General features: G+C 57.5%; 16 protein-coding genes, 1 tRNA gene and 1 pseudogene. 10 read left to right on the top strand and 8 right to left on the bottom strand.

The window, feature by feature from the left end:
- Positions 1-527 precede the first annotated feature (527 nt).
- Together AB1495_RS06465 and AB1495_RS06460 are read right to left on the bottom strand one after the other, a co-directional pair.
- On the bottom strand, positions 528-3,965 hold the full coding sequence (locus AB1495_RS06465; protein ID WP_074636743.1) for a YhaN family protein: 3,438 nt from the start codon (positions 3,963-3,965) through the stop codon (positions 528-530).
- The gene (locus tag AB1495_RS06460) at positions 3,962-5,176 is read right to left on the bottom strand and encodes a DNA repair exonuclease (protein ID WP_074636770.1); all 1,215 of its coding nucleotides are present in this window, start codon (positions 5,174-5,176) and stop codon (positions 3,962-3,964) included. The genes AB1495_RS06465 and AB1495_RS06460 overlap by 4 nt, the downstream gene beginning before the upstream one ends.
- Before the next feature lie 165 nt (positions 5,177-5,341).
- Between AB1495_RS06460 and selD the strand changes: the two genes are divergently transcribed.
- On the top strand, positions 5,342-7,510 hold the full coding sequence (selD, locus tag AB1495_RS06455; RefSeq protein WP_074636741.1) for a selenide, water dikinase SelD: 2,169 nt from the start codon (positions 5,342-5,344) through the stop codon (positions 7,508-7,510).
- A gap of 16 nt (positions 7,511-7,526) precedes the next feature.
- Here selD and AB1495_RS06450 read toward each other — a convergent pair.
- Positions 7,527-7,603: transfer RNA gene (locus AB1495_RS06450), tRNA-Arg, on the bottom strand.
- Between the two features lie 135 nt (positions 7,604-7,738).
- The gene (locus tag AB1495_RS06445; RefSeq protein WP_074636739.1) at positions 7,739-8,368 is read right to left on the bottom strand and encodes an acyltransferase; all 630 of its coding nucleotides are present in this window, start codon (positions 8,366-8,368) and stop codon (positions 7,739-7,741) included.
- Between the two features lie 128 nt (positions 8,369-8,496).
- On the opposite strand from AB1495_RS06445, the gene AB1495_RS06440 reads away from it, so the two are divergent.
- The 3 genes from AB1495_RS06440 to AB1495_RS06430 are packed head-to-tail and all read left to right on the top strand — an operon-like array spanning position 8,497 to position 12,478.
- Complete coding sequence (locus AB1495_RS06440; RefSeq protein ID WP_074636737.1) at positions 8,497-10,989, top strand: glycosyltransferase; 2,493 nt, start codon at positions 8,497-8,499, stop codon at positions 10,987-10,989.
- On the top strand, positions 10,986-11,720 hold the full coding sequence (locus tag AB1495_RS06435; RefSeq protein WP_074636735.1) for a CatB-related O-acetyltransferase: 735 nt from the start codon (positions 10,986-10,988) through the stop codon (positions 11,718-11,720). Before AB1495_RS06440 ends, AB1495_RS06435 begins: the two co-directional genes overlap by 4 nt.
- Positions 11,717-12,478 (top strand): sulfotransferase family 2 domain-containing protein, encoded by a 762-nt coding sequence (locus AB1495_RS06430; RefSeq protein WP_074636733.1) that lies wholly within the window; start codon positions 11,717-11,719, stop codon positions 12,476-12,478. The genes AB1495_RS06435 and AB1495_RS06430 overlap by 4 nt, the downstream gene beginning before the upstream one ends.
- Positions 12,479-12,485: 7 nt before the next feature.
- Here AB1495_RS06430 and AB1495_RS06425 read toward each other — a convergent pair whose 3' ends face one another.
- A complete protein-coding gene (locus tag AB1495_RS06425) occupies positions 12,486-13,409 on the bottom strand; it encodes a glycosyltransferase family 2 protein (protein ID WP_074636732.1) in 924 nt (307 codons plus the stop codon).
- A 91-nt stretch (positions 13,410-13,500) separates the two neighbouring features.
- Between AB1495_RS06425 and AB1495_RS06420 the strand changes: the two genes are divergently transcribed.
- From AB1495_RS06420 to AB1495_RS06405, 4 genes are read left to right on the top strand one after another with little or no spacing between them, the layout of a single operon-like run.
- Positions 13,501-14,832: a capsule biosynthesis protein gene (locus AB1495_RS06420; protein WP_074636730.1), complete on the top strand. Its 1,332-nt coding sequence runs from the start codon at positions 13,501-13,503 to the stop codon at positions 14,830-14,832.
- Positions 14,833-14,840: 8 nt separating this feature from the next.
- Entirely contained in the window at positions 14,841-15,497 is a 657-nt protein-coding gene (locus AB1495_RS06415) for an ABC transporter ATP-binding protein (protein ID WP_074636728.1), read from the top strand.
- 24 nt (positions 15,498-15,521) lie between these two features.
- Positions 15,522-16,424, top strand: coding sequence for a sulfotransferase (locus AB1495_RS06410; protein ID WP_074636726.1), 903 nt, complete (start codon positions 15,522-15,524; stop codon positions 16,422-16,424).
- A gap of 29 nt (positions 16,425-16,453) precedes the next feature.
- Positions 16,454-17,218: an ABC transporter permease gene (locus tag AB1495_RS06405; protein ID WP_074636725.1), complete on the top strand. Its 765-nt coding sequence runs from the start codon at positions 16,454-16,456 to the stop codon at positions 17,216-17,218.
- Between the two features lie 25 nt (positions 17,219-17,243).
- Here AB1495_RS06405 and AB1495_RS06400 read toward each other — a convergent pair whose 3' ends face one another.
- Positions 17,244-19,733, bottom strand: a complete 2,490-nt coding sequence (locus AB1495_RS06400) for a calcium-binding protein (protein ID WP_074636723.1) — start codon at positions 19,731-19,733, stop codon at positions 17,244-17,246.
- A gap of 114 nt (positions 19,734-19,847) precedes the next feature.
- Positions 19,848-21,239, bottom strand: a complete 1,392-nt coding sequence (locus tag AB1495_RS06395) for a DUF2793 domain-containing protein (RefSeq protein ID WP_074636721.1) — start codon at positions 21,237-21,239, stop codon at positions 19,848-19,850.
- On the opposite strand from AB1495_RS06395, the pseudogene AB1495_RS06390 reads away from it, so the two are divergent.
- A pseudogene (locus AB1495_RS06390) lies at positions 21,227-22,006 on the top strand (CoA transferase). The gene AB1495_RS06395 and the pseudogene AB1495_RS06390 overlap by 13 nt on opposite strands.
- 149 nt (positions 22,007-22,155) lie before the next feature.
- Positions 22,156-22,674: an isopentenyl-diphosphate Delta-isomerase gene (gene idi, locus AB1495_RS06385; protein ID WP_074636718.1), complete on the top strand. Its 519-nt coding sequence runs from the start codon at positions 22,156-22,158 to the stop codon at positions 22,672-22,674.
- On the opposite strand, the gene AB1495_RS06380 is transcribed toward idi, so the two are convergent.
- Positions 22,671-24,074, bottom strand: coding sequence for a hypothetical protein (locus AB1495_RS06380; RefSeq protein WP_244268973.1), 1,404 nt, complete (start codon positions 24,072-24,074; stop codon positions 22,671-22,673). The two genes, idi and AB1495_RS06380, sit on opposite strands and share 4 nt — an antisense overlap.
- Positions 24,075-24,077: the final 3 nt, after the last annotated feature.

Genomic DNA, 24,077 nt, shown 5'->3' with positions numbered 1-24,077 from the left:
AGCCGTCCAAACAGTGAAGCTGACACTCCATCATCGGCCGAAGCCTAAGAGCGCGATATACAGACGTTGATCCATCGAATGAACCAAACCGCCCACATATCTCTTCAGATATCTATCAATTTCAAAGAGCGTCGAGACAAAAGAAACCAAGATGCGCCGTAAACTTCTCAGCGCGCCCCGCCTCAATTACCTCAGAATTTTCCCGCTACGTAAGACCCGAACCGTAACCCGTCGTCCCCGTCTAGCGCCCCGTGTCTGCATCTCTGCGTCTCCGGTAAGGGGCGTTCTAAGGTTTGTTCCAAATGCCCGCAACCCCTTTTTTCGGATTTTATCCTTTTCGTCAAAAAACCTTCACAAACGCCTGTTTTATTGACTTTTTGAGCGTCGAGAAACTGGAGCACCAAGTCCCCTCAGGGTATCTCTCTCCGCTTATACGGAGCTTTTCGTGCCTCGACCCAACCACAGGTAGGTCATTGCGGTGGAATCGCCGACTCGCGGGGCGGATAATCGCGAATCCATATGGGGAGTTACAGCCGGTGCACGGTCACATCTGTGCCGCAGGCCTCCTGTGCGAGATCGACCACATGCTGGTGGTGGGTGAGATAGATGGCCTGCCCGCGCTTTCCGACCCGTTGCATCAAGCGACAGGCCGCGCGGGTGCGGTCTTCGTCGAAGGTTTCAAACACATCATCACAGAAGAACGGCAGCACGGTTCCTGTCGACGCCATTTGTGCATAGGCCGCCGCGCGCAGGGCAAGGTAAAGCTGGAACCGCGTCCCTTTGGACATTGCGGCGGCTTCCTTAGACATCCCATCCTCTGCCCGCACGGCCATTAGCACATCCCCCTGAGCGGCAGGCTGCGTGGTCAGTGTATTGTATGCCCCTTGGGTCAGGTCGCTGAATGCCTGTTCGGTCGCGGCCAACATCGTGCTGCGGTGGGTGTCGCGATACCGGCGGATGGCATCCTCGGCCAAAGTATGGCCAAAGCGCCCCGTCAGATAGCGCAGCATCACGGCCTGCATCTGTTCTTCGACCGTGCGCTTTTGCGAGGTGAGCGCCGCAATATCACCATCCCCCCCAACCGCATCCAGCGCCGCTTGCGCCCGAGCGCGCGCAGCAATCGCGCTGTCGAGCTCTGCTTCAAGTCGCGACAGGTCTTCGCAGAGCTCGGCAAGCGCCACTTGCGCCTGTGCGAGGGGCGCGGCGCTGAGGCGTTCCTGCGCCTGCTCCCAGGCATCAACCCCCAGGATCGAAAGCAGACGGGTACGCAAATCCGCACTTTGCTGGCGCAGCGCAATTGCCTGTTGCGCGGTCGCCGTCGCCTGACGCAATGCATCAAGGGTAGAGGTGTCTATCCGGTCATCAAACGCACGGGCCAGAAGTTGGACCTGATCATCGAGCACGGCAATCTCGCGCAGCGCCTCAGCCGCGGCGTCCTCCGCCACGGCAAGGCGCGCGTCCAGATCGCTGCGACGCGCTTGGGCCTGACGGGCGCGCTCCACCGCGGTTTGCAAAGCGGCGTAACGCGCCAAGGGCTGTTCCTGCGCGTCTGCCCCGCCATCCAGTGCATCCAACTGTGCGATGAAACCGGCGCGGTCCTGTTTGATGCCTGCAATCTGGCGCCGGACACCAGCCATGCGGGCGTCGACCTCTCGGATACTGCGCAGGCCGGTCAGCCCGTTCCACATGTCTATGCCAGCCTGCAGCGCCGGAAGATGCGTCGCGACGGCACCGCGCCACTGGTCACGCGCGTCGGTCACGGCCGTGCGTGCCTTGTCCGCTGCGGCTGCTCGGCGATCCCGCTCTGCCGTGGCCTGACGCACTGTGGCCTGTGCGAGCTTTTGCGCGTTCTGATGCTCGCGCGACGCCGCGATCTGGGTTTTGGCCATGAGCACGACGGTCCGCAAAGGCGCATCCCCTGCCTCCAACCGTGCCGCCAGATCGTCGCGCATCTGTTCTGCCGCGCGCAATAGCTCTGCGTGGGCCTGTTCAGATGACTTTAAGGTTTCGGTTGCAGTTTGCGCCGCCTCTGCGTCGCGCACCCATTCGACAAAATCCTCGGCGGAAAGGGTTTCGGGCAGGCCAAGTGCGTCGAGGTGGGACCGCAGTTCACCCGTCACCTTATCAAACGCCACCTCGGTCTCGGTACGTTTAGTCTGGGCCCTGTCATGATCCTGCCGCGCCTCGATCAACTGTCGTGCCGCCTGCCGCATTTCCGCCAGCGATTGGCTTTGCCCGGCGCGTAATGAGGTCTGCGCGTCATCCGCCCGCATTGCAGCCTCGAACGCAGAAGCAGAGGCCATGTCCAACACATCTTTATGCAGCGCCCATAACTCATCTCGGGTTTGTCGCCCTTTGGCGGCGGCATCATCGCTGATCAAGTCTGGGGCCGACGCGGCCATTGCGTGTTTTGTCTCGGCACCCGCCAGACGATCAGCCGCCGTGGTTTCCGCCTGCACGGCCGCACGCAGGGCAAGCCGCGCTTCCCCATGGGCCTGCATCAATTCCTGCGCGCGCCGGCTGCTGAGCGGAAGTGCCGGAACCGCGTCGAACGCCACATTGTGCCGCGCCAGCCCGCGCAAGGCAGTGGCCACCCCCTGACGATCCGCCGCGAGCCGGCGCAGCGCATCATTATACCGACTGACCAGATCCTCCGCTTCGGCCTGCATGAACAGGCGTTCGACGTCCGCGTCGACGGCGGTCTCTTCTTCGGTATCGCGCAGGGCCCGTGCCGCGTCATCGTATTTGTCGCGCGCGACCTCTGTCTCCGCCTGAGTGGTTTGCAGATGCTTGCGCGCATCGTCCAGAGTGGCGCGCGCCTGTTCAAGCGCCGCAAGGGCGGGATCGCTTAAAATGAATTGCGCAAGCGCGCCATCGGCGGGCAACCCCAGAGCATCAAGCCGCGCCCGCATATCAGCGGTGTCCTGCATCAACTGTGCTTCGCGTTTGGGCAGGTCGGATTGCCCCGCCTCTACCTGACTTTTCTTGAAGGCAAGCGCATCAACATCAGCCCCCCGCGCCAAATCATCTGCGTTGACGGCGACCTCGTCTCGCGCGGCCCGCAATGCGTGCACCTCGGCGACGGATCGTTTCCTTTCGGCAACAAGCGCGATCCGTGTCGTCATCATTTTAATCAAGTCTTCGCTGTCGAACTCCAGCGTCATGGGATAATGCGCGATAGGGGTAAGCTGCGCCTCTAGGGTTTTCCATTCTGTCGCCAATGGATGCGCATCAAGTATAGCCTCCAGCCGCGTTTTCTGAACCGAAAGCTCGGACTTGGCGGCGCGCAGACGCTGCTCTTCGGTTTGGGTGGCGTCCCGCGCAAGACGCAGCTCGCGAAACGCGGCGGCGCTGACGTCATGATCCTTAATCTGCTGGACCAGTTCTGCATGCGCAGCCTTCAGCGCTGCGAACTCTGATTTTGTACCGCCTTTTAGATAAAGGTCACGATTGCCCTGCTCCACCCGCCCCAAGACCTGCGACAGATCGCTGATACCCGCCGCGGCAGAGAACAGCAGCTTCCCGATATCCCCCTCGCTTTTGGTAATCTCTTCGCCGCCGGCTTCGATTGTTTCATCGTCGAGACACAGCAGACTTTGGTATTCCTTTTGCGACACACCGCGCAGCGCCGCAGACAGCAAAGCATCGGGCACAGGTTGGCCCGCCCCGTCCACAAGATTGCCCGAGCGTTTGGGCAATCGGGACAGCTGGTGGATCTGCCCGTCAATATCGACGGTACCGCTGACGCGCAGGTTCGCGCGGGGGTGTTTGAAGGCATAGGGTTCACGCGCTGCAAAACCGTAAAGCAGCCGCAGATACCCCTCCATCAGGGTGGTCTTGCCCGCTTCATTGCGGCCAAAGACGATATGAAAGTCCGATCCGTTTGCGGGGCGCGCGCCGAAATCCAGCACGCGGTCGGTAAAGTGACCAAATCGGTCCAGCGCAAGCTGCTGCAGCCGCATCATTCGCCCGCTCCTCGCATCTGCGCGGCCATGGTCAACACCGCCTCATCGGTCAGCTGCCGCAACAACGCCTCTTGCGCCTCTGCATCCGGTGCGAGGGCGCGGCGCTGATCAGCAGGCAATAGGCCAAGGATCTGGCTCAACTCTTGCTGCAACCTGTCCCGAGTGGCGGGTTCCTTGGCGATGTCCGTCATCAACTGCTGTACCTCGGCCACAGCACCATCCACCGCATCCTCTGATACAGCAGTCACATCCACCGACATCTTCTCGATCCACAGATCACCGATGCTTTCTGCGATTTCGTCGGCTTGAGCGCGCCAAACATCCGCCAACTGGCGTATCTGCCACGCCAGTGCCGTTTGCCCCGTCACCCGCAACCGCAAAATCGCCGCCCCCCGTCCGGCCTGCGCCTGCAACGCCGACCGCAGTTTGCGGCGCAGATCTTCGTCAGTCTCCGCCCCCGTCACATCGCAATCACAGCGGCGGAATTCCACGACCGAGGTCGCCACTTCCGAAACCGAGATCTTGCCATCCTCGATCGTCAGCAGGCTAGCGGACTTTGGCCCCGCCTCCCCTATATCGCGCCCTTGCGGCATGCCCGGCATCACGATCCAGGGGTCTTCGCTGTGCACGGCGCGTTTGTGAACATGCCCCAACGCCCAATAATCAAACCCAGCCCCCGCCAGTTCGCCGACCGACACAGGCGCATAAAGATCATGCCCCTCCGCCCCCGCGAGAGAGGTATGCATCATCGCGATATTAACCGCCCCCGCCTCTGGCACGGTATACTTCGGCAGCAGGCTTTCCGGCGCGTGACGGTCGCGAAAGCTGACGCCGTGAATATAGACGGAGTGGTCCGCCAGTTGTACTTTCTCGCCCCGCCCGTCGAACACATGCACGTTTGGCGGCAGGTCGATCTCCCCCGCGATCGGGTTTTCCGCGTCATGGTTCCCCTTGATATAGAACACCCGCACGTCAGCCTGCGCCAAACGATGCATCTGCGCGGCGAGATACGCGGCGGTTTTCGCGCTACGTTCTTGCCCGTCATAAAGATCGCCCGAGATCAGAAAAGCGCTGACCCTCTCGTCGATGCAATATTGCACCATCGTCTCAAGCGCTTGCCGGCTGGCACCGCGCACCTGCGCGGCCAGACGGTCATCCTTCATCGCCAAACTACGAAGCGGTGAATCGAGGTGAAGATCGGCAGTGTGCAGAATACGAAGGGTCACGGACGGAGGCCACCTTGTTCACGGAAAACGCTGCGGTCTTTGTCACGTAGTTCACATTCCGTTGCAACGGGCCGCAGTTGTGTCTTGCGGCTTTGATCCGCTGATCCCGCGGGCTAAGACTGTGACACCCGCCTGATAGAAAGTCATTCGATGCATGGACACGATATCCCGCTGACCCAAGACCTGGTGCTGATCGGCGGCGGGCATGCTCATGCGTTGGTGCTACGCAAATGGGGGATGAACCCGCTACCGGGCGCGCGGTTAACCGTCATCAATCCCGGCCCCACGGCCCCATATACAGGTATGCTGCCGGGCTATATCGCGGGCCACTATTCACGTGAAACACTCGAGATTGACCTCGTGCGGCTGTGCCGCTTTGCGGGCGCGCGTCTGATCCTGTCCCACGCCACAGGAATCGATCGCACTGCGCGTCTGGTTCATGTCGAAGACCGCGCGCCTATTGCATATGATGTTGCCTCCTTTGATATCGGGATCACCGCTAAAATGGGTATCCCGGGGTTTGATGGCTTTGCTGTCGGTGCAAAGCCACTTGATGTCTACGCCAAACGCTGGCGCGATTTCCTTGCCGCGGTGACGAGCGGGGACATAGAGCCCGAAATCGCCGTGATCGGCGGCGGTGTCGCCGGTTGCGAGCTGTCCCTCGCGATGGCCCATGCCCTACGCAGCGCGGGGATCGAGCCTCGGGTCACTTTGCTACAGTCCGACCCGACGCTTTCGGGCCTTGGCAACCGCGCGCGCCACACGGTCGAGGCCAAGCTTCGCGGCGCCAAGGTCACCCTACGCACCGGCGTACGCGTCACGGAAATCGCCGCCGATCATGTCGTTCTGGGCAGCGGCGACAAAATCCCTTCTCAATTGACGGTCGGCGCTGCCGGTGCTTTCCCGCATGAATGGCTGGCGCAAACGGACCTCCCCTTGCGTGATGGGTTCATCGAGACAACGCCCGACCTGTCACTTCCCGGTGACCCAACTGTATTTGCCGTCGGTGACTGCGCAGCAATGCCCTTTGCCCCACGCCCCAAGGCTGGCGTGTTTGCCGTTCGCGCAGCACCCGTCCTGTATCACAACCTTCGCGCCGCCCTCACCAATGGTCCCCGCAAGCCCTTCAAACCACAAAAACGTTACCTAAAGCTTATCTCCCTTGGGGAAAAATCGGCTTTGGCGGAAAAATTCGATCTTGCATTCTCGGGGCCTGCGTTATGGCGCTGGAAAGACCGAATTGACCGCGCCTTCATGGATAAACTTGACGATTTGCCGCCGATGCGACCGCCAGCTTTGCCCGATACGCTGGCGCAGGGTGCCCGCGATATACTGGCCGCGAAACCCTTGTGTGGCGGCTGTGGCGCTAAGGTCGGAAACACAGTGCTTCGTGACGGGCTTTCGTCGCTTCAAGGTCCGACGGATGCGGCCATTCTTTCTGTCCTCGGCGATGATGCTGCGGTGCTAAAGCAACCCGGTGGCGGCTTTCAGGTCATCAGCGCCGATCACTTGCGCGCTTTGATCCACGACCCCGCCTTGATGACGCGCATCGCAGCAGTGCACGCCTTGGGCGACATTTGGGCCATGGGAGCGCAGCCCCAAGTGGCCCTTTCCAGCATCGTACTACCCCATATGTCTCAGGCGCTTCAGTCCCGGACACTGCAAGAAATCACCGACGCAGCCCGTGCGATATTCGACCACGCGGGCGCGACGATTGTCGGGGGGCACACATCGATGGGTGCCGAAATGACCATCGGATTCACCGTCACCGGCATGCGCGAAACGCCACCAATCACCCTGTCGGGCGCTCAAGCTGGCGACTGCCTTGTGCTGACCCGGCCCATCGGATCAGGAATTATCATGGCTGCGCATATGGATGGCACAGCACAGGGAGCCGACGTCGCCCAGGCCCTAAACGAGATGGCAGAACCGCAGGACCGTCAAGCCTTCCACCTGCGTCGCGCCAATGCCATGACAGATGTCACAGGCTTTGGCCTTGCGGGTCACATCGCCGCCATCTGCCGCGCATCGCGCCTGAGCGCGGAAATCTCGGCGGACGCCATTCCCGTCTACGCCGGTGCCCGAGACCTATCAGATCGCGGCGTGCACTCCTCGCTGTATCACCCCAACGTCGACAACGCCCCCACGCGAGGACGCAGCGACCCGCTTTTGCACGACCCTCAAACCGCAGGCGGCTTGCTGGCTGCTCTACCCCCAGCCGAGGCAGAGATTGCGATCCGAGACATGGCCGCCGAAGGTAAAAAATCCTGTATTATCGGGCATTTGATCGACGGCGAAGGACCAATCACTGTGCTGTAGGCAAACACGGTGCGTCTGGCGATCCCGGGAGGACTCGAACCCCCAACATCCTGATTAGAAGTCAGGTGCTCTATCCAGTTGAGCTACGGGACCACTCAGGTCATCTCATAGCTAGTTTGCGTGGGATGAGCAAAGCAAAATCTATCCGCAATCCCCATGGTATTGCCATCACGTATCTCCTCTTTCGATAGTGTAAATCACCAACGGCACCGCACAGGGACCCAATACTTATTGATCTTTGGGACTTAGCCGTCGGCGATCCCAGGTGATACCAGCGCGCATAACACGCGCCGGCGCGCCCACAGCCAAGCTATGTGCGGGGATCACCCCAAGAACCATGGAACGGCTACCGATCACTGAATGCTGCCCTATCTGTGCGCCTTTCATGATCCTGACACCATGGGCCAACCAGACATGATCCCCGATTTCGATATCTTGGGGCGGGTTAATCCGCTCCCCCGTTTCTACGTCAAGGATCGAATGCATATCACTGACATCCATGGTGATATCCCCGGACAGCATGCAATCCTCGCCAATCGTAATCGCGCCCGCTTCATGCAGACTGAGGTGAGCCATCATGATCGTGGTGCGATCGCCAATGCGAATATGCGTATCACGCGCGCGGCATCGAAATGACCCCGCCAAACGACAATCTGCGCCAATATAGACGGCGCTCTCGTGATTCCTGAGCTCAACCAAGCCACCGGAGATCACAGTACCCTCGCCGATCACCACGTGGTTATTGCGCCCGTATATATTAATCTGCACCCCTTCGGCGCAGGTAGCTGTTGGCGATATATCTACCTGATTGTTCTGACCATTATCCGTCACCAAAACGCCAAGATGCGTTTTGCTCACCTATGTCACCTCCCGTAAAATCCGAACAGAAATTCTGCTGCAATGCTGAGTAAACTTAACCTCCCCTTAAGAGTGAGCGTGCTGATCTAGAGCTCTATCAACGCAACATAGAATCGAAATGATTGATTTTGTATAAACAGCTCAAAACTCTCTTTGCCCGCTATATCGCCGCCCATCTAAGGGCCGTGGGGCGTCCAATGCACATTACGGACCCGTCCGGTGCCACGGTGGGTGCCGTTGATGTATTTGCCGTAAATGACGGGAAGTTGAGGCTGGCGGGCTGGACGTTCGCGGATGATATCGTGCTGCATATGAACGGCGTCAAAGTAAGCGCTAAAGCTGACTTGATCCGTGACGACGTGACCAAAGCCTATGGTGGCCCGCGACGGGTCGGGTTCGACCTGACCACGCCGCTTGGCCCGACAGGCTTGCATGAAATTGGGCGGTTTGGGGTCGAATTTCACCGTGTTCCCAATGGCACCTGGACAATTGCGCGAAGTCTAAAACTCCCTCACCTTTGGTGGATTCAAGCGCGATTGGTAATCAAATTCGTCATCGCGCTGATGCTGCAGTTGCCTGCCTATGGCGGCTGGCGCGTCAAACGGGACCCCGCTTTTCGCACGCGGATCAAACGGGGGCTGGGGCTATGCCCCGTTCACCATGCGCGCGAGCTTGACCCTGACCTATTCCGCGCCAATGCGCCTCCCGTCACAACGGCATCGGTGACGATAATACTGCCGGTATTCAATGCGCATGACCTACTGAAAGAGGCGCTGCGGCGCGTCGTCGACAATACCGATCTTCAGTGGCGCATTATTCTGATCGAAGATTGCTCAACCGATAAACGGATTCTACCGTTGCTGCGCGCGTGGTCTTTGGCCCACAATGACCGTGCGACACTGCTTGAGAATGATCAAAACCTTGGGTTTGTAAAAAGCGTAAACAAAGGCTTGCGCTATGCACAACGCTGGCCCGACACGGTTATTTTACTGAATTCTGACGCCTTAGTCCCGGCGAACTGGGCGAGCCGCCTTATCCGCCCCCTCGTTGAATATCCACGCGCCGCCACTGTAACCCCAATGTCCAAAGACGCGGAAATTTTTACCGCCCCCCTCATATGTGCGCCCCAAAAACTTGCCGCCGGACAGGGGGATCTTATAGATGTGACCGCCGCGCAGCTTAACCCGCAAAGCTATCGCGTGGCCACGCCGACCGGGGTGGGATTTTGCATGGCGATCAACCCCAGATACCTCAGAGCTGAACCGCAATTGGATGTCAGTTTTGGTCGGGGATACGGCGAAGAGGTCGATTGGTGCCAGCGCATCAGAGCTGCGGGCGGACAACATTATAGTGCGGTTAACCTTTTCGTAGAGCATCGCGGCGGACAAAGTTTCGGATCGGAAGAGAAGACGCGCCTCATCGCGAAAAACAACGCGCTTATTTCAAAACGTTATCCCAAATACGATAGAGATGTGCAGCAGTTTATTACCTCTGACCCATTCAAATCGCCCCGGCTCGCTTTGGCATTGGCTTGGCTCGGTGCACAAGACACCTATCCGGTCTCGATATATATCGCGCACAGTATGGGTGGCGGCGCTGAATCGTATCTGCAACATCGGGTGAAATCAAAACATCACGCGTTGGGCCGCGCCGCTGTCGTAATCAGGGTCGGCGGTGCCATGCGATGGCAAATTGAGTTGCATTGCCATGACGGAATAATCTCCGGCGGGACCAACAACCTCGACTACGTTAAACAACTTCTACGCCCCATAAAACGGCGACGATTAATCTATTCCTGCGCGGTTGGGGATCAAAATCCGCTGACTATTCCAAGTGCGATTCTAGAATTGAGCCAAACCGGCCAACAGGTGATAGAGTTTCTCTTTCATGACTACTTCGCAATCTCGCCCAACTACACTCTTCTGAACGATCAAGGAGTGTACGATGGCCTACCCCCGCCTCACCTAAATGCCCCAGCAACCACAGGTGCACCGATAAGCATGACTCGGTGGCAAAGCGAGTGGGGAAAACTCCTGACCGCATCCCAAGAGATCGTGGTATTTTCTAAAAATAGCAAAGAAATTGTGCGCGCAGCATTCCCCAACTGCGCCGACAAAATTCAAGTTACACCGCATAGAATTTCAGACGCCGTGCCCCGTATCCCTCGGCCCCTCAGCCCAAAGCGCCCGGTGATCGGTGTATTGGGCGACATTGGTCTCCAGAAAGGCGCACAGATCATCAGCCGAGCGGCTGATGCGATAGATGCGCAAGGTGTCGGTCTGGTCATCGTCGGGAATTTCGATCCCGCCATTCCCCTCCCCCTCTCGGTGCCTATCCATGGAAGATATACCATATCAGATCTGGGAAAAATTGCCGCCCGATACGGCGTGACAGATTGGTTAATACCTTCCGTGTGGCCGGAGACATTCTCGTTTACCACGCACGAAGCTCTGACATCCGGTTTGCCCACCCATGCGTTCGCAATTGGTGCTCAGGGCGAAGCAGTTACCAAAGCTGAAAACGGTTTCCCTATTCCCTACTCAACCCAACAGGATTTGGCGGATATTCTGCTGTCTCACGTTAAAAATCACATCACCAAAACCTGGGCGGTGGCCTCATGAGCCAAATCTCAGTGCCCCTAAAATTTTTGCGAAACAATGGCATCGAGGTACTGAACCGGGGTGCTACGTCGATCAACCTGCCCAGACATACCGTGCTCGAAGCCCCGGGGAGCCTAAAATGGACACAGTATGAACACTCGTTAGAGATGGGAACGTTCTCGTATCAAGTCTCGGGATACTGTTTTGCCGCACGTATCGGCCGATATTGTTCATTCGGCGAATCCGTTCAAATAGGTCGGCAAAACCACCCGTTGGACTGGGTATCCACAAGCCCCGCTTTCTATCTTGGGGACCGAGTATTCGAACTTGGCGACGGTTTTGAGGCAGCCGAACACTACCACAATTATAGGACAGCTCACAGCAAGCCGCCCACCAAGGTAAAAATCACTACAATTGGAAATGATGTATGGATCGGGCACGGGGCGTATATCGCCGCCGGGGTCACCATTGGCGACGGCGCAATAATCGGGGCGCATTCGGTCGTGACCCGTGACGTTGCCCCTTATGCAGTCGTCGCGGGGAATCCGGCCTCTCTCAAACGAATGCGCCTACCGCCGAGCTTCATCAGTCTCATGTTAAAGTGCCGCTGGTGGCAGTTTGCGCCGTGGCAAATGGACCACCTTGATCCGTCGGATGTGCTGGAATTTTGTAGAGGGGTAAACACAATGCTCAAAGATGTCGCGCCTTTCGCCCCCCCGACGCTGGATCTGAGATCGGAAAACATTCAGTGAAAAAAGTCGCATTTTTACACATACCCAAAACCGCGGGCCAATCTGTGCACTCGGAGCTCACTAAAATCTATGGCAGCGCTCGAACCTCTCCTGTTCGCGTTCACCACCAAGCTTCGTCAGACGGTCAATTTCCCAACGGGTATGACCTTTACTCGGGTCACCTAGATTGGTGCCGCCTTCGTGAGACCCAGACAGATACCTTTGCGTTCACGGTACTTCGCGATCCATTTGAAAGGATCGCTTCTTTCTATTTTTATTTAAGAAATAAGGCCTCACGTCTCACGGACAGCCTACTTTCGTCGCCTGGGCATATGGGGTTGTACAAAGTAAAAAATTGCTCCCCCGCCGCGTATTTCTTTGGCGGAAGTCCCGCTTGGCAACAGTTCATTAAGGATCACTACGACAATTTTTACTGTAGCTATCTCGCCACCGGGAAAGTTCGCGGGGCGGCCGAGGTCTGCCATTTCTCGAAAGATATGCTTGTTGGTCAAGCGATAGGCGGCGCGCGGAAACTAGATAGAGTTTATCGCTTAAGCAGTTTAAATCTGCTTGAAAATGACATTCATAACCTAACGGGGCGTCGTCCTTCGATTGTGAAAACGCGCATCAATGTTGGGCCAAAAGGGGTTCAGACAAGCCGTTGGCAAGATCTAATGACTCTGATCAACGATAAACCGGCACAGGAAAGACTGGCTGCGTTTGCTGAGGCTGACACAGCGTTACTTAATCACCTCAAAGACGAGGGCATGTTAATTTAACGCCGGTTCAGAACTGTTTGAGTTGTGCAAGCGCGCGCAGGGCTAGATCGCCCGCATGTGTTTGCCGGTAGATCCCCAGCGAAGTCAGTGCCGCTCGACCTTTAGTGTGACTTTGGGAACGCCAATCGAGAAACCTCAATAATTGCTCGCGAGCGGTCGCCGTCAGAACGGGAGCAATTCGGTACATCGCGGCCGCATTTGTATCGATCCAATTCACCAACGTACCATCCGCCATGCATAGAGCCCTGCGCCGTAAATGGCGAACAGGCGCGCCCACAAGATTTTCACCGTGTTGCCTGTATAGTACCCCAGGTTTCTGATCATGAAGAATACCAAACCCTGCGCCTGTGATCGCTTGATACATCCACCAATCATGAAAAGGAGTTTCCGCAACGTCTGTAGTACTTACAATGCTACGCAGATAGTTGGTGACGATAGGCGGAATCACAATCGTATTTCCGCGCAAAACGTTCTGTACGATTGCATTTCCAAAACGATAAGGGCGGTTCAGCATTGGGGACGTTCCCAACCGCCCCCCCGTTTGGTCCACATAGTAACTTCTACTACTGTAAACACATCTACCACCCAGCCGCCCGACGAGCGCGACAGCACGGGATAGTTTGTGAGGCAGCCAGATATCATCCTGATCGGAAAACGCCACCCACCTCCCGTCTAACTCTTGGTTTTTCAACAATTTATAATAATTGGCGGCAACGCCACTCTGAGGCCCTTTGAGCAAGTGAATATCATGGTGCGGTGTTTCCGCTTTGAAATTTTCAAGCGCCTCCCAGGTGCCATCGGTCGAGCCGTCATCGCTTACCCAAAGGCTCCAATCCTGATGCGATTGCCCGCGGATTGAGGCCAGCTGATCTGCCAAAAACATGCCACCGTTCTTCGTCCCCATTAAAATGTGAACATGCGGTTCCGCCATCCCAAAGTCCTTCGTAGTTTAATCGACTTTCTCTGAACTACTTCGCGAGAATTAATAAACTGTGAGGACTATTGAATTAGGCACTGAGATCATGACCCATAATCCAGCCCAATCAACGACCACGCACCATACGCACGCGGCGCGCAAACAACAAAAACTGCGCGAGCGTGAGGAAGCTTTGCGACGCATCGAAAAAAAAAGGCATGATAGGGCGCTGGCCGTTGCGGCGCGGGAAAAAAAACGAGAAACCGCCTCTCAAGCGACCATTCTGACGCTGCCAGTCGCGTCGATCGTCCCGCCTGTGCCACAAGCGCGCCTTCACCTACGTCATCGGCTTTCTTTTGTCAGCTTCATCATCATCGTTCTCGGAACCAGCCTGTTCGTGTCATGGTACCTTTGGGAGTGCGCTGCAGATCGCTATACCTCCATCGCCGGATTTGCAGTCCATAGCGAGGATATGAGCTCGCCTGTCGAACTCTTGGGTGGGGTTGCAAATCTCTCGGGGTCCGGTGCCGCGGACGAAGAAGTTCTGTATCAATTCATTCAAAGTCAGCACTTAGTGGAGAAAATCGATAAGTCTCTGAATTTGCGAAAAATATGGTCTCCCCCCGCAACGAACTCTGATCCGGTTTTCGGCTACCACGCCCCTGGTACGATCGAGGAACTGACCAAGTACTGGGGTCGCATGGTCAATGTGTATAGCGATAGTAGCACCGGTTTGATCGAGGTTAAGGTGCAAGCATTTGCTCCCGAAGACGCGCGGGCCATTGTCCAAGAAATCTATGCTGAAAGCGCACAACTGATACATGAACTTTCCGCGATAGCGCGCGAGGATGCTACCCAACATGCTGAAGAAAACTTGGCGCGCGCTGCGCAGCGCCTCAAAAAAACGCGGCTTACGCTGGCCGAATTCCGCATGAGGAACCAATTGGTGAGCCCCGATACACCGCTTCAAATTCAGACCGGGTTATTGGCATCTTTAGAAGCAGAAATGACGGAAACGTTGATTAGCATCGACATGCTTCAACAAACCAGCACGCCAACCGATCCCCGCTTGAAGCAAGCGCAACGAAGGCGCGACATAATAGCAGCGCGTATCTCGCAGGAGCATCAAAAATTGAACGCCAAGCAGGGTGCAATGCACACCATTGGTTTCGCGGACCTTTTCGGGCAGTTTGAAAGCCTAAAGGTCGATTTGGAATTTGCTGAACAGTCTTATACGGCCAGCCAAGCCGCCTTTGATACAGCGGTTGCAGAGGCGCGAAAAAGATCCAAATACTTGGCGGCGCATATTCCTCCGACACTTGCAGAGACTTCGATTTATCCAAATCGCCCATTTCTTCTAGGCGTCACATTCGCATCTAGCTTCGCCCTGTGGGCGCTCATTATGCTGGTTTGGCACTCCTTACGAGATCGGCACTAGGATCGCCGATGATTGTCTTTCGAAATTTGACCAAATCCTATCATGTGCGGGGGCGACGGAAGACAGTCGCTTCAAATATTAACGTTATTTTTCCCACTGGTATTTCTGTCGGGCTGCTAGGGCGGAACGGCGCTGGAAAATCTACGCTGCTCAAGATCATTGCGGGGGCAACTGACCCTACATCGGGCGAGGTCATCTCTGATGGCAGTGTATCCTTCCCAGTTGGCTTTGCTGGGTCGTTCCACCCCGACATGACGGGGGCACAAAACACGCGCTTCGTGGCACGGATTTATGGTGCAGACACGTCTGCGCTGGTCGATTACGTCGCCGATTTTTCAGAGCTTGGGGTTCATTTTCACCTTCCATTCCGAACATACTCCGCCGGTATGAAGTCGCGCCTGGCTTTCGGCGTTTCCATGGGGCTGCAGTTTGACACCTATCTGATTGACGAAATCACCGCTGTCGGAGATGCTCGGTTCAAACAGAAAAGTCGTTCCATTTTTATGGACCGCCTGTCCCGATCTGGTGCAATATTTGTAAGCCACTCCAACGGCATGCTACGAGAACTATGCACTGCAGGCGCTGTTTTAGAGGCCGGAAACCTAGAATACTTTGCCGACATTAACGATGCGATAGCACATCACGAATACAACATGGGGAAATGATCAGCTCCCCCCAAGGCGTACCGTATGGCTCTAAATCTTCTGCCGGAAAACACCAAGCTTGCCTATTGCATCGGGGCTCAGAAAGCCGGCACGACTTGGCTTTATGAAACCTTGCGCACCAGCAGTGAGATTCATTTTTCGCGCAATAAGGAACTTCATTATTTCAATGTGATCGCGGGTAAGTCTGACCAGGTCTTTGGCCTACGTATGAACACGGTGAAAACCTTGGCAAAGGAATTGGTGTCAGAACGCGGCCCCAAGAATCGGCGCAACCTTAGGGTCCTCAGCGAATTGGCTGACCTTTTGTCCATCTACACGGATGCGCCTGAACATCACGAGGCTTATCTTTCCTATCTTACTCAGGGATTTAGCGGTCAGCCTGTGATTTGCGACATTACCCCGGCTTATGCGATACTGGACGCAAAGGACTTCTCCGAAATGGGGAGCCTTGGCGAAAGTTGTTTCATCTTTATTTTGAGGGATCCGATTGATCGTATGTGGTCCCAAATCAGAATGGCCGTTAGCGCGGATGCCGCCCAGGTAGCTGACTTTCAAACGGCTTGCGAGGCGCGCGCGCAGCATCTGATCGACAGTAAACGGCTGCCTAAGTTAGAGCGGGCGAACTATCGGCGCACGATGAGCGAGCTGGAAGCCGTGATACCTCCACATCGAATTAAATATGTATTTTACGAAGACCTTTTTCACGCTCATACCGTGCGCGATATCTGCACGTTCTTAGGTATTTCGCCGATTTCACCCAAAGCTGATCTTCGCAGTAATTCTGGTCGCCACGCCATGTTGCCAGAGCACCTAAAACACAGTTTTAGAGAGGCCTTTGCCCTACAGTATGACTTCATTTTAAATCGTTTTGGCGCAGCGACGCCCGCCCGATGGCAGATCAACAGCGCGCAGAGGGTACCAGGATGATAGGTCGGGTTGCACGCGGACGAAATACAATGGTCTTTGCGACGCCACGCATTATCGTCGCGCTGATACTTCGCGAAATTGGGACCAGCTATGGCCGGTCCCCGGGTGGGTATATTTGGGCATTGGCTGAACCCGTTCTCGGGATCGCGCTGTTGACCGCAATATTCTCGATCGGGTTTCGTATGCCCCCCCTCGGAAACAATTTTCCAATCTTTTACGCTACAGGTTTGCTGCCTTTTTTGATGTTCGTCGATCTCAGCAACAAGGTCGCGCAGGCGATCAACTATTCGAAACAGCTACTAGCCTACCCGCGCGTAACTTTCGTCGATGCCATCTTGGGGCGGTTCATCCTCAATTTTCTCACTCAGCTTCTTGTAGGCTTGATCGTACTGAGTGGGATCATTTTTCTGTTTGATACGCGGGCCGCAGTAAATGCATCAGATATCATGTCAGCTTTGACGATGATTGCCGCGCTTTCCCTGGGCGTGGGGATATTCAACTGTTTCATGATGTCGATGTTTCAGGTCTGGCAACGTGTCTACGGGATTTGCACGCGGCCGCTTTTGCTACTGTCCGGCGTCATCTTTTTATACGAAACGATACCCGAACCCTACCGCAGCTATCTTTGGTTCAATCCGCTGATCCACGTGGTCGGCCGCGTCAGGTCCGGATTTTATCATAACTACGACGTACCCTATGTCTCCTCAGCCTATGTCTATGCCGTTGCCGCAATACTGGGCCTTTTTGGCCTTGTGTTATTAAGGCGATATCACCGTGACATTCTGGAACGGTAACCATCCCAGCATGGCAATGTGAGCTTTAAAAACTTTCGAAGTCGCCATTCAGGATAGATAGGGTTTCGACGCCCAACAGGTCCAGTGTTTTGCCGCTGCCAAAATCCAGCACGATATGCCCTTCGGCCCCTTTGCGTGCGAACGTTTGAAGCTGGCTCATCGATAAACTTCCCCCACCCCAAAGGGCAGAATCCAGCGAAAGAGTGTCAATTTCGTTTTGAAAGCTCAGGATTGTGTCTTGGCCTGCACCATAGATAAACCGATCTGCCCCGATGCCACCGGATAGCACGTCGTTTCCCGCGCCGCCGTCAAGCGTATCGTGACCGGCATTGCCTTTGATCAAATCATCGCCGTCGCCGCCGATCAGCTGGTCGGCACCATTGTCGCCCGACAGCGTATCGTTCCCGGACCCACCGTTAACCGTATCGTTGTTGATCCCCCCGGCAAGACGGTCATTCCCGCTATCCCCCTGCAAGAAATCTGCCCCCGCATTTCCGAAAAGCTGATCATTCCCGCTGCCGCCAAGCAGTTGATCCGCGCCGGCGCTGCCCTCCAAACGGTCTTTGCCGGCACCGCCCCACAGGCTATCGGCATTTAACCCGCCGATCAGATGGTCATCGTCCCTATCCCCATAGAGTCTATCCGCACCGTTATTGCCTGTTAACGTGTCGTTCCCGTCGCCACCGCCAAGCGCGTCATACCCGTCGCCGCCCCACAAGGCGTCGTCCCCATCACCAGCGCGCAAAGTGTCCCAGCCGATACCGCCCCAGATCTGATCCCCCTCGGTCCCACCGTCAATCAGATCGCTTCCGCCGTTACCATAGATCGTATCGGCGCCAGCTTCGCCAAGGATCGTATCATTGCCGCCTGCGCCGATCAGCCTGTCGCCATCCGCGCGCCCGCTGATATGATCATCCGCCGCATCCCCTTCCAGCACATCCGACCTTGGCGTGCCAACCAGAACCAACGGCGACGGTTCGGCGGGAAGGGATGGCGTATCGGGTTCCTCTGGCAGGGTCCAATCCGGCATGAAACGCGACTGCCCAATCAGATCGAGCGCTTGAACATCATCCTCGCTAAGGGACTGTCCGTTCGATGTTTTTATCTCCAGTCGCTCCTCACCAAAAGACAGAACGGCACCGTCTTTGGTCGAAGATATGGTCAACTGAGACCCATGTCTCAGGAACGGCCAGGCCGACAGATCAATACTGTCTTGCGCGCTGTCGAAATCGGCAATCGTATCGGCCTCCCCATCTGCGGAAAGGACAAAAAGATCGCGGCCGGAACCGCCGGTCAACAGATCACGGCCGCCGCCGTCTCGCAAAATATCATCCCCTGCGCGCCCGGCGATATGGTCCGCGCCATCCCCGCCGGATAACAAATCGCCCCCCGTGCCGCCTGTCAGCGTGTCAGCTTGATCACCCCCTGTTGCCGCCGCAACCCGGTCAGAAATATCCACCGTAAAGATGCTCAGCCCCGCTTCGGCACCCGAGGCGACGGCGAGGTGCAGTAAATCTCCTTGTACCGAAAAGTTAAGCGCCGACACCGCGTCGAGCGTGCTCTCTTCCGTGTCTTCGATCGACACCAGATGCATCAACCGGCCATCGTCCATCAACTCAAAGACCGAAACGCCGTCATCTCCGCCCGCCGCCGCCACATAGGCGCGGCCGCGATGTGTTGCGGTCTCGATCACATGCACCCCGTCAAATCGCGTGTCCCGCGTGTCGAGGACGTGATCCGTTAAGGTTAACCCACCATTTTCCCCCAACATCGCGACGCTCAAACTCGCGCTCCCCGCCGCGGCCAGTATCGCAAATCCATGCCCCCCAACCTCTACAAAGGCTGTCGCGCTTGGCCTGCCGATCCCCACGCCATCCTCCGCCGCGATACGAGAGACTTCTCGCGGGATACCATTCCCATCCAATTTGAACGAAATAAATGCGTCGTCCCGCGCCGAGGACGCCAGCAGATACGGCGTGCTTCCGACGTACCCGACGCTCAGGCCGGTCAGACCTGCCTCTGACGCGACGCCACTGTCGCCCGATATGCGCGTCAGCGCCCCATCGTCGCCCATGCGCCACGACCCGATGCTATCCGCCCCCCGCACCAGCCCGTACAGATAGCTCTGCCCGCCTAAATCCAGCGTCTCGACGGCCAGTAACTGGGCAGGCACGGCACCACCGGTCACGGCAGAAACATTACCAAAGCGCCCATCATTCGTTAACGCAACGCGGGTGAGCGCGGCGTTATCCGCCCCCGTGAGCAATAGCGCACCGTCTACAACCTCCAGCCTGTTGGTGACCCCGGCCCGCGTGTCCCCGGCGATGGCCCGACTGTCCAAAAACCGAAGCCCCCCTTCCGCATCAATGCGATAGGCCAGCAAGTCACCGCCACCAAAGCGCGAGGTCGTGTACAGCACCGCCCCGCCAGAGGATTGGACAACCGCCATATCCGTCACCCCGGTCAGCGCCATATCCTCCCGCGGCGACAATGTGGTTTTATGCTCAAGCTCCATCGGTTTATTCCCCTACATGTTCCGGGGATAAAGATGGGCTGAATTCCTTAACGGCAGCTTCAGCTTTTAAGGCGGCAATGTGGCCCTTTCATACAATTGTCAGGTTTTCGCAGATCAGAGGTATAGGCCACCGCTTTGCGTCGTGCCCGCGATATCGCCCGGCAGCACTGTCCCGCCACTTTGCACAACAGAGTTGCTGCTCACGTCAAAACGTTTGCCCGTGGCTGTGCCGGTGAAACCATGCCCGCTGAAATCCGCCTGCCCGGCCATCTCGCAGCTCACAAACGCAGTGGCAAAGTCGGGCGTATTCGCCAGCGTCACCGTCTGCATCCCCCGCGCCAGCACAGCCCCCTGCGACAGACGCAGATGATACGCGGCATCGCCGTCGATAACATACGAACCCGCACCCTCGACGCGCCCGCCGACAATATCCAGATGTCCCCCCGCCGTGCCAAAGACGACCTCATCAACCTCTAACACCGCTTCCGGCAACACCCGGATCGCCGGGTCGGCACCGGTGGTCTCTATCGTCATACCCCGCAATCTCAGACGCCCCGAAACCAGTTCGATCACCGACCCTGTAGCCGTCATCGTGACCGCGTCGGGGTCGCCGGTATTCCCGACAAGCTCAACCAGACCTCCCCCCAATGCCGCTCTTGCCGCGACTGGCGAAGCGCCCAGATCATAGCTGCCATCCGCCAATTGAACCGTAACGGCGTGGCCTGCGCTGTCCAAACGGACGACTTCCTCCATCGCACGGCCTAGCGACGCAAAGGCAGCCGCCCCCGTGCCCCGCCCACTTTGCCCGTCGCCACCCTCAAGCGGGTTCACATAGTAAACGCGGGGGGCAGTCAGCCGCTCTCGCCAACCCGAGACTGGGGCGGTCACACGCCCGCTCGCCGCTTCAATGCGCAAAGCTTCCGCCCAATTTGCGCCGTCTGCGCTGACCTTGATGGCGAAATCATCGCTCCCCGAGGTCCCCATCTCGGCCCGCCCTCCAAAGGCGGTCTGGAACAGCAGACTGGCCGTGTCCCCTTCGGCTGCCTTGTTGATCTTAACCTGATGCCCCGCCCCGTCATTGTTGAACAGCACCGCATCCGACGCCACAACCAACCGGTTATACGCATCCGGCGCCGCTCCGACACCAAGCCGAGGCACATCTTGCAACGCCGGCACCGCCCAGCGCGCGCCGTCGTAAACCACTTGGGTTTGGCCGGGGGCCACAGATGCCACCCAGCCCGGCATCGGCGCGATAAACTGCCACGCCCCATCCACGAACACTGCCACCGCATGGTCATGCCCCGCCCAATCCCCCACAGCGTTTGAGGCCACCAGATACCGATCCCCCTCGGCTGCGGTCGCGGGCGGCGTAGTTTCGGTGAAAGACAGGACCGACAGTTGCACAATCGCATCCAAAAGCCGCAGCGCCTCGTTATGGGTCACATGCTTTTGCGCTTGCGACGGTTGAATATACGGAAGGGCGAGAACGGGGGATGTATCGGTCATATGGTGGCTCCTGTTCAGTGGATGTTGATCAGGGCCCACCCTGCCGCAGACAGGTTAACGCGAGCCTGCACCACCGCACGCCCCCCGCCAATATGGTCGGCGATTTCGGGGGCGGTGCCATGATGCTTGCATTTGGCATGATCTCTGCCCTTTTGGACGAACAGCGCGGTGGTAAAGGTACTGTGATCGACGCTGCCATGACCGATGGATCGGCCCTGTCGATGTCGATGATCTATGCGTTTCACGGTCAAGGCTGGTGACACGATGACCGGGGTGTGAACATGCTTGATACAGGGGCGCATTTCTATGATGCCTACAAGACAGCGGATGGAAAATTCGTCTCTATTGGCGCGATAGAGCCGCAATTCTACGCTCAACTACTGCACCTCTGCGGTCTGTCAAACGATCCCGTCATGCAGATCCAAAACGACCAACGCCAATGGGACGCCATGCGCGACAAGCTTGCCCGCTTGATTGAAACCAAGACCCGCGCCGAATGGGACGAGATCATGATCGGCCACGGTGCCTGCTATACCCCCGTTCTGTCATTGGCAGAGGCACCTACCCACCCTCACAACACCGCACGCGATACATTCGTCACCGCAGGGAACGTGCTACAGCCTGCGCCAGCGCCGCGATATTCGACCCATAAAACCACGCCGCCACGGATGCCTGACGGTCAAACCGATACCCGCACTATCCTCGCCGACTTTGGCTATGACACAGATCGCATCGCCACCAACCTTAACGCAGGCGGTATTGCGTAACCGCTCTTATCCTTCATTTCGCAACCAGCGGCTGACAATCCAAAACCGACCCGCTACAAGACCGTCTAGCGCAGAGGGGCCAGCGGGCCGCAAGGAGCGGGGCAGCCGGATATGACATCGCCACAACGCCACCCGAACGGGGCAGCCACATGACCACGATGATCCCCGCCTGGGTCAACGGCAAGCTTACCCCCGTCGAAAAGCTTGAAGTCCACCAGCGCGGTCTGCGCCACAAGGCTATCTCGGTTTTCGTCATGCGCGGACGCGAAACCCTGATCCAGCGGCGGGCGCTTGGCAAATATCACACCCCCGGTCTCTGGGCGAACGCCTGCTGTACCCATCCGTTCTGGGAGGAACCCGCGCTCACCTGCGCCAAACGGCGACTGGACGAAGAGCTGGGGATCAGCGGCCTAAGGCTCGACCATCGCGACCAGGTCGAATACCGCGCCGATGTGGGCGGCGGCCTGACCGAACATGAGCTGGTAGAGATTTACGTCGCCGAAGCCGTCGCGCTCACCGATGTGACCCCGAACCCCGCCGAAGTGATGGACACCGCCTGGGTCGACCTCTCCGACCTCGCCCGCCAGACCCAGACCACGCCAGAGCGTTTTACCCCCTGGCTGCGCATCTATCTGGCCGAACACATGGACAGCATCTTTACCGCTTAATCCTCAGTCTCGTCCCCTGGTTTTGGCGTAAACAACATGAACAGCGCATTCCCTTCGCGCAGCAAATGCACCTCGGCATCACTGGCAGTCATATCTGGTCGGGACGGGCAGGTATCAGGCACCTCATCACAGGCCACCGCCGTCTTTCCGGTCAACTGTTTCAGCCGGAACGGCAGCGCTTTATAAGATTGTATGCCGGCCTTTAGCCCAGCGGCAATTTTCGACGAATCGCCATAGACATAGACCGGCCCCTCTGTCGCCCGCACCTCCTGCGCCCAGAGCTTGGTATCGCTACGCCAATCATTGGACTGCCCATAGGCCAGAAACAGCTGGATGAACCACACACCGATGATCAACAGCAATAGATTGCGCCCTAAACGGCCGTATAGACCCTCATCCTCGCTCAATATCTGGACCGCACGCACCGCGGTCAGCGCAAAGAAAACCCAAAAGAAGATAAACGCGCGCGGCGGAACGATCACACCCAGTTTCAGCGCCTGAACCACCGTCAGCGCAAGCCCGATCGCCATACCAGTCGCAAGATACAAAGCCTCTAGCGGCGCGCGCTTGCGCAGCACATTCAGGGCAAGGATATAGACAAACGGAATAAGCCCGATCAGCGGCGGATACCCGATGCCGGTCCGGTTGAGGAACAGCGTAAATGTTTCCCCCAGCTTCGGCAGGCTGGCGATCATCCCGCCAATCCCGTCCCCCGCGGTCGGATCACGCCAATCGGCCACAGGCACGCCAAATACACCATGAACCTGCCAGTTCAACGTATAGACCGTCAGCACCGCGACAACGAAGCTTGCGCAAAACAGCGCCATCAGCCCCGCCAGATCGCGGATTGACCGGTCCCGCGTACGCGCAATGCAAATCGCCAACAGCAGCAGCGGATAGGTCGTATAGGCCATAAAGCTGACGATCACGAAAATCGGCAACAGCCAGCGCAACTGCGCGCTGGACAGGTAACAGGCCAGCACCGCAAACAGCGCCACAACAGCCAACCCGGGAATGAGCGTATTGAACCAGAGCGAGATCAGCATCTCGGACGGGCAAACCACCAGCAGCAGGGCCAGCACGACAGTAAACCAGCGCTGCGCACCGGGCCCCATCGCCGCAACGGCAAACGCAGCGACAAACGCCGCCCATAGGCTCTGATACAGGGCAAAGTTCAGCCAGGCAGGCGTTACCACCTCGCGCAGGTGCCAGATGTAGTTCAACCACCGCCCCTCGTGCAGGGTCTTGTTCCAAAAGGCGGGCGCATCCGCGAAAAAGGCGGGGTAGTCATCATGGCGGATCATCGGATCCAGCAGATTTTGCCCCGTCAGCAAGAACGCCGCCACCAGTGTGATCAGAAACACCGGTGCCAGCTGCAGCCGTTCAGATTCGGCCCGCATCGC

Origin of the sequence: Sulfitobacter pontiacus (genome assembly GCF_040790665.1) — a bacterium.
Classification (GTDB): Bacteria; Pseudomonadota; Alphaproteobacteria; order Rhodobacterales; family Rhodobacteraceae; genus Sulfitobacter; species Sulfitobacter pontiacus.
The sequence above is the reverse complement of the archived record's forward strand: the minus strand, read 5'-3'. Positions and strand labels throughout refer to the sequence as shown.

Bases quoted from the DNA above. Each gene is read 5' to 3' on its own strand.
- AB1495_RS06465 (WP_074636743.1), bottom strand. From the start codon at position 3,965: ATGATGCGGCTGCAGCAGCTTGCGCTGGACCGATTTGGTCACTTTACC.
- selD (WP_074636741.1), top strand. From the start codon at position 5,342: ATGCATGGACACGATATCCCGCTGACCCAAGACCTGGTGCTGATCGGC.
- AB1495_RS06435 (WP_074636735.1), top strand. From the start codon at position 10,986: ATGAGCCAAATCTCAGTGCCCCTAAAATTTTTGCGAAACAATGGCATC.
- AB1495_RS06425 (WP_074636732.1), bottom strand. From the start codon at position 13,409: ATGGCGGAACCGCATGTTCACATTTTAATGGGGACGAAGAACGGTGGC.
- AB1495_RS06420 (WP_074636730.1), top strand. From the start codon at position 13,501: ATGACCCATAATCCAGCCCAATCAACGACCACGCACCATACGCACGCG.
- AB1495_RS06415 (WP_074636728.1), top strand. From the start codon at position 14,841: ATGATTGTCTTTCGAAATTTGACCAAATCCTATCATGTGCGGGGGCGA.
- AB1495_RS06410 (WP_074636726.1), top strand. From the start codon at position 15,522: ATGGCTCTAAATCTTCTGCCGGAAAACACCAAGCTTGCCTATTGCATC.
- AB1495_RS06405 (WP_074636725.1), top strand. From the start codon at position 16,454: ATGGTCTTTGCGACGCCACGCATTATCGTCGCGCTGATACTTCGCGAA.
- AB1495_RS06400 (WP_074636723.1), bottom strand. From the start codon at position 19,733: ATGGAGCTTGAGCATAAAACCACATTGTCGCCGCGGGAGGATATGGCG.
- AB1495_RS06395 (WP_074636721.1), bottom strand. From the start codon at position 21,239: ATGACCGATACATCCCCCGTTCTCGCCCTTCCGTATATTCAACCGTCG.
- idi (WP_074636718.1), top strand. From the start codon at position 22,156: ATGACCACGATGATCCCCGCCTGGGTCAACGGCAAGCTTACCCCCGTC.
- AB1495_RS06380 (WP_244268973.1), bottom strand. From the start codon at position 24,074: ATGCGGGCCGAATCTGAACGGCTGCAGCTGGCACCGGTGTTTCTGATC.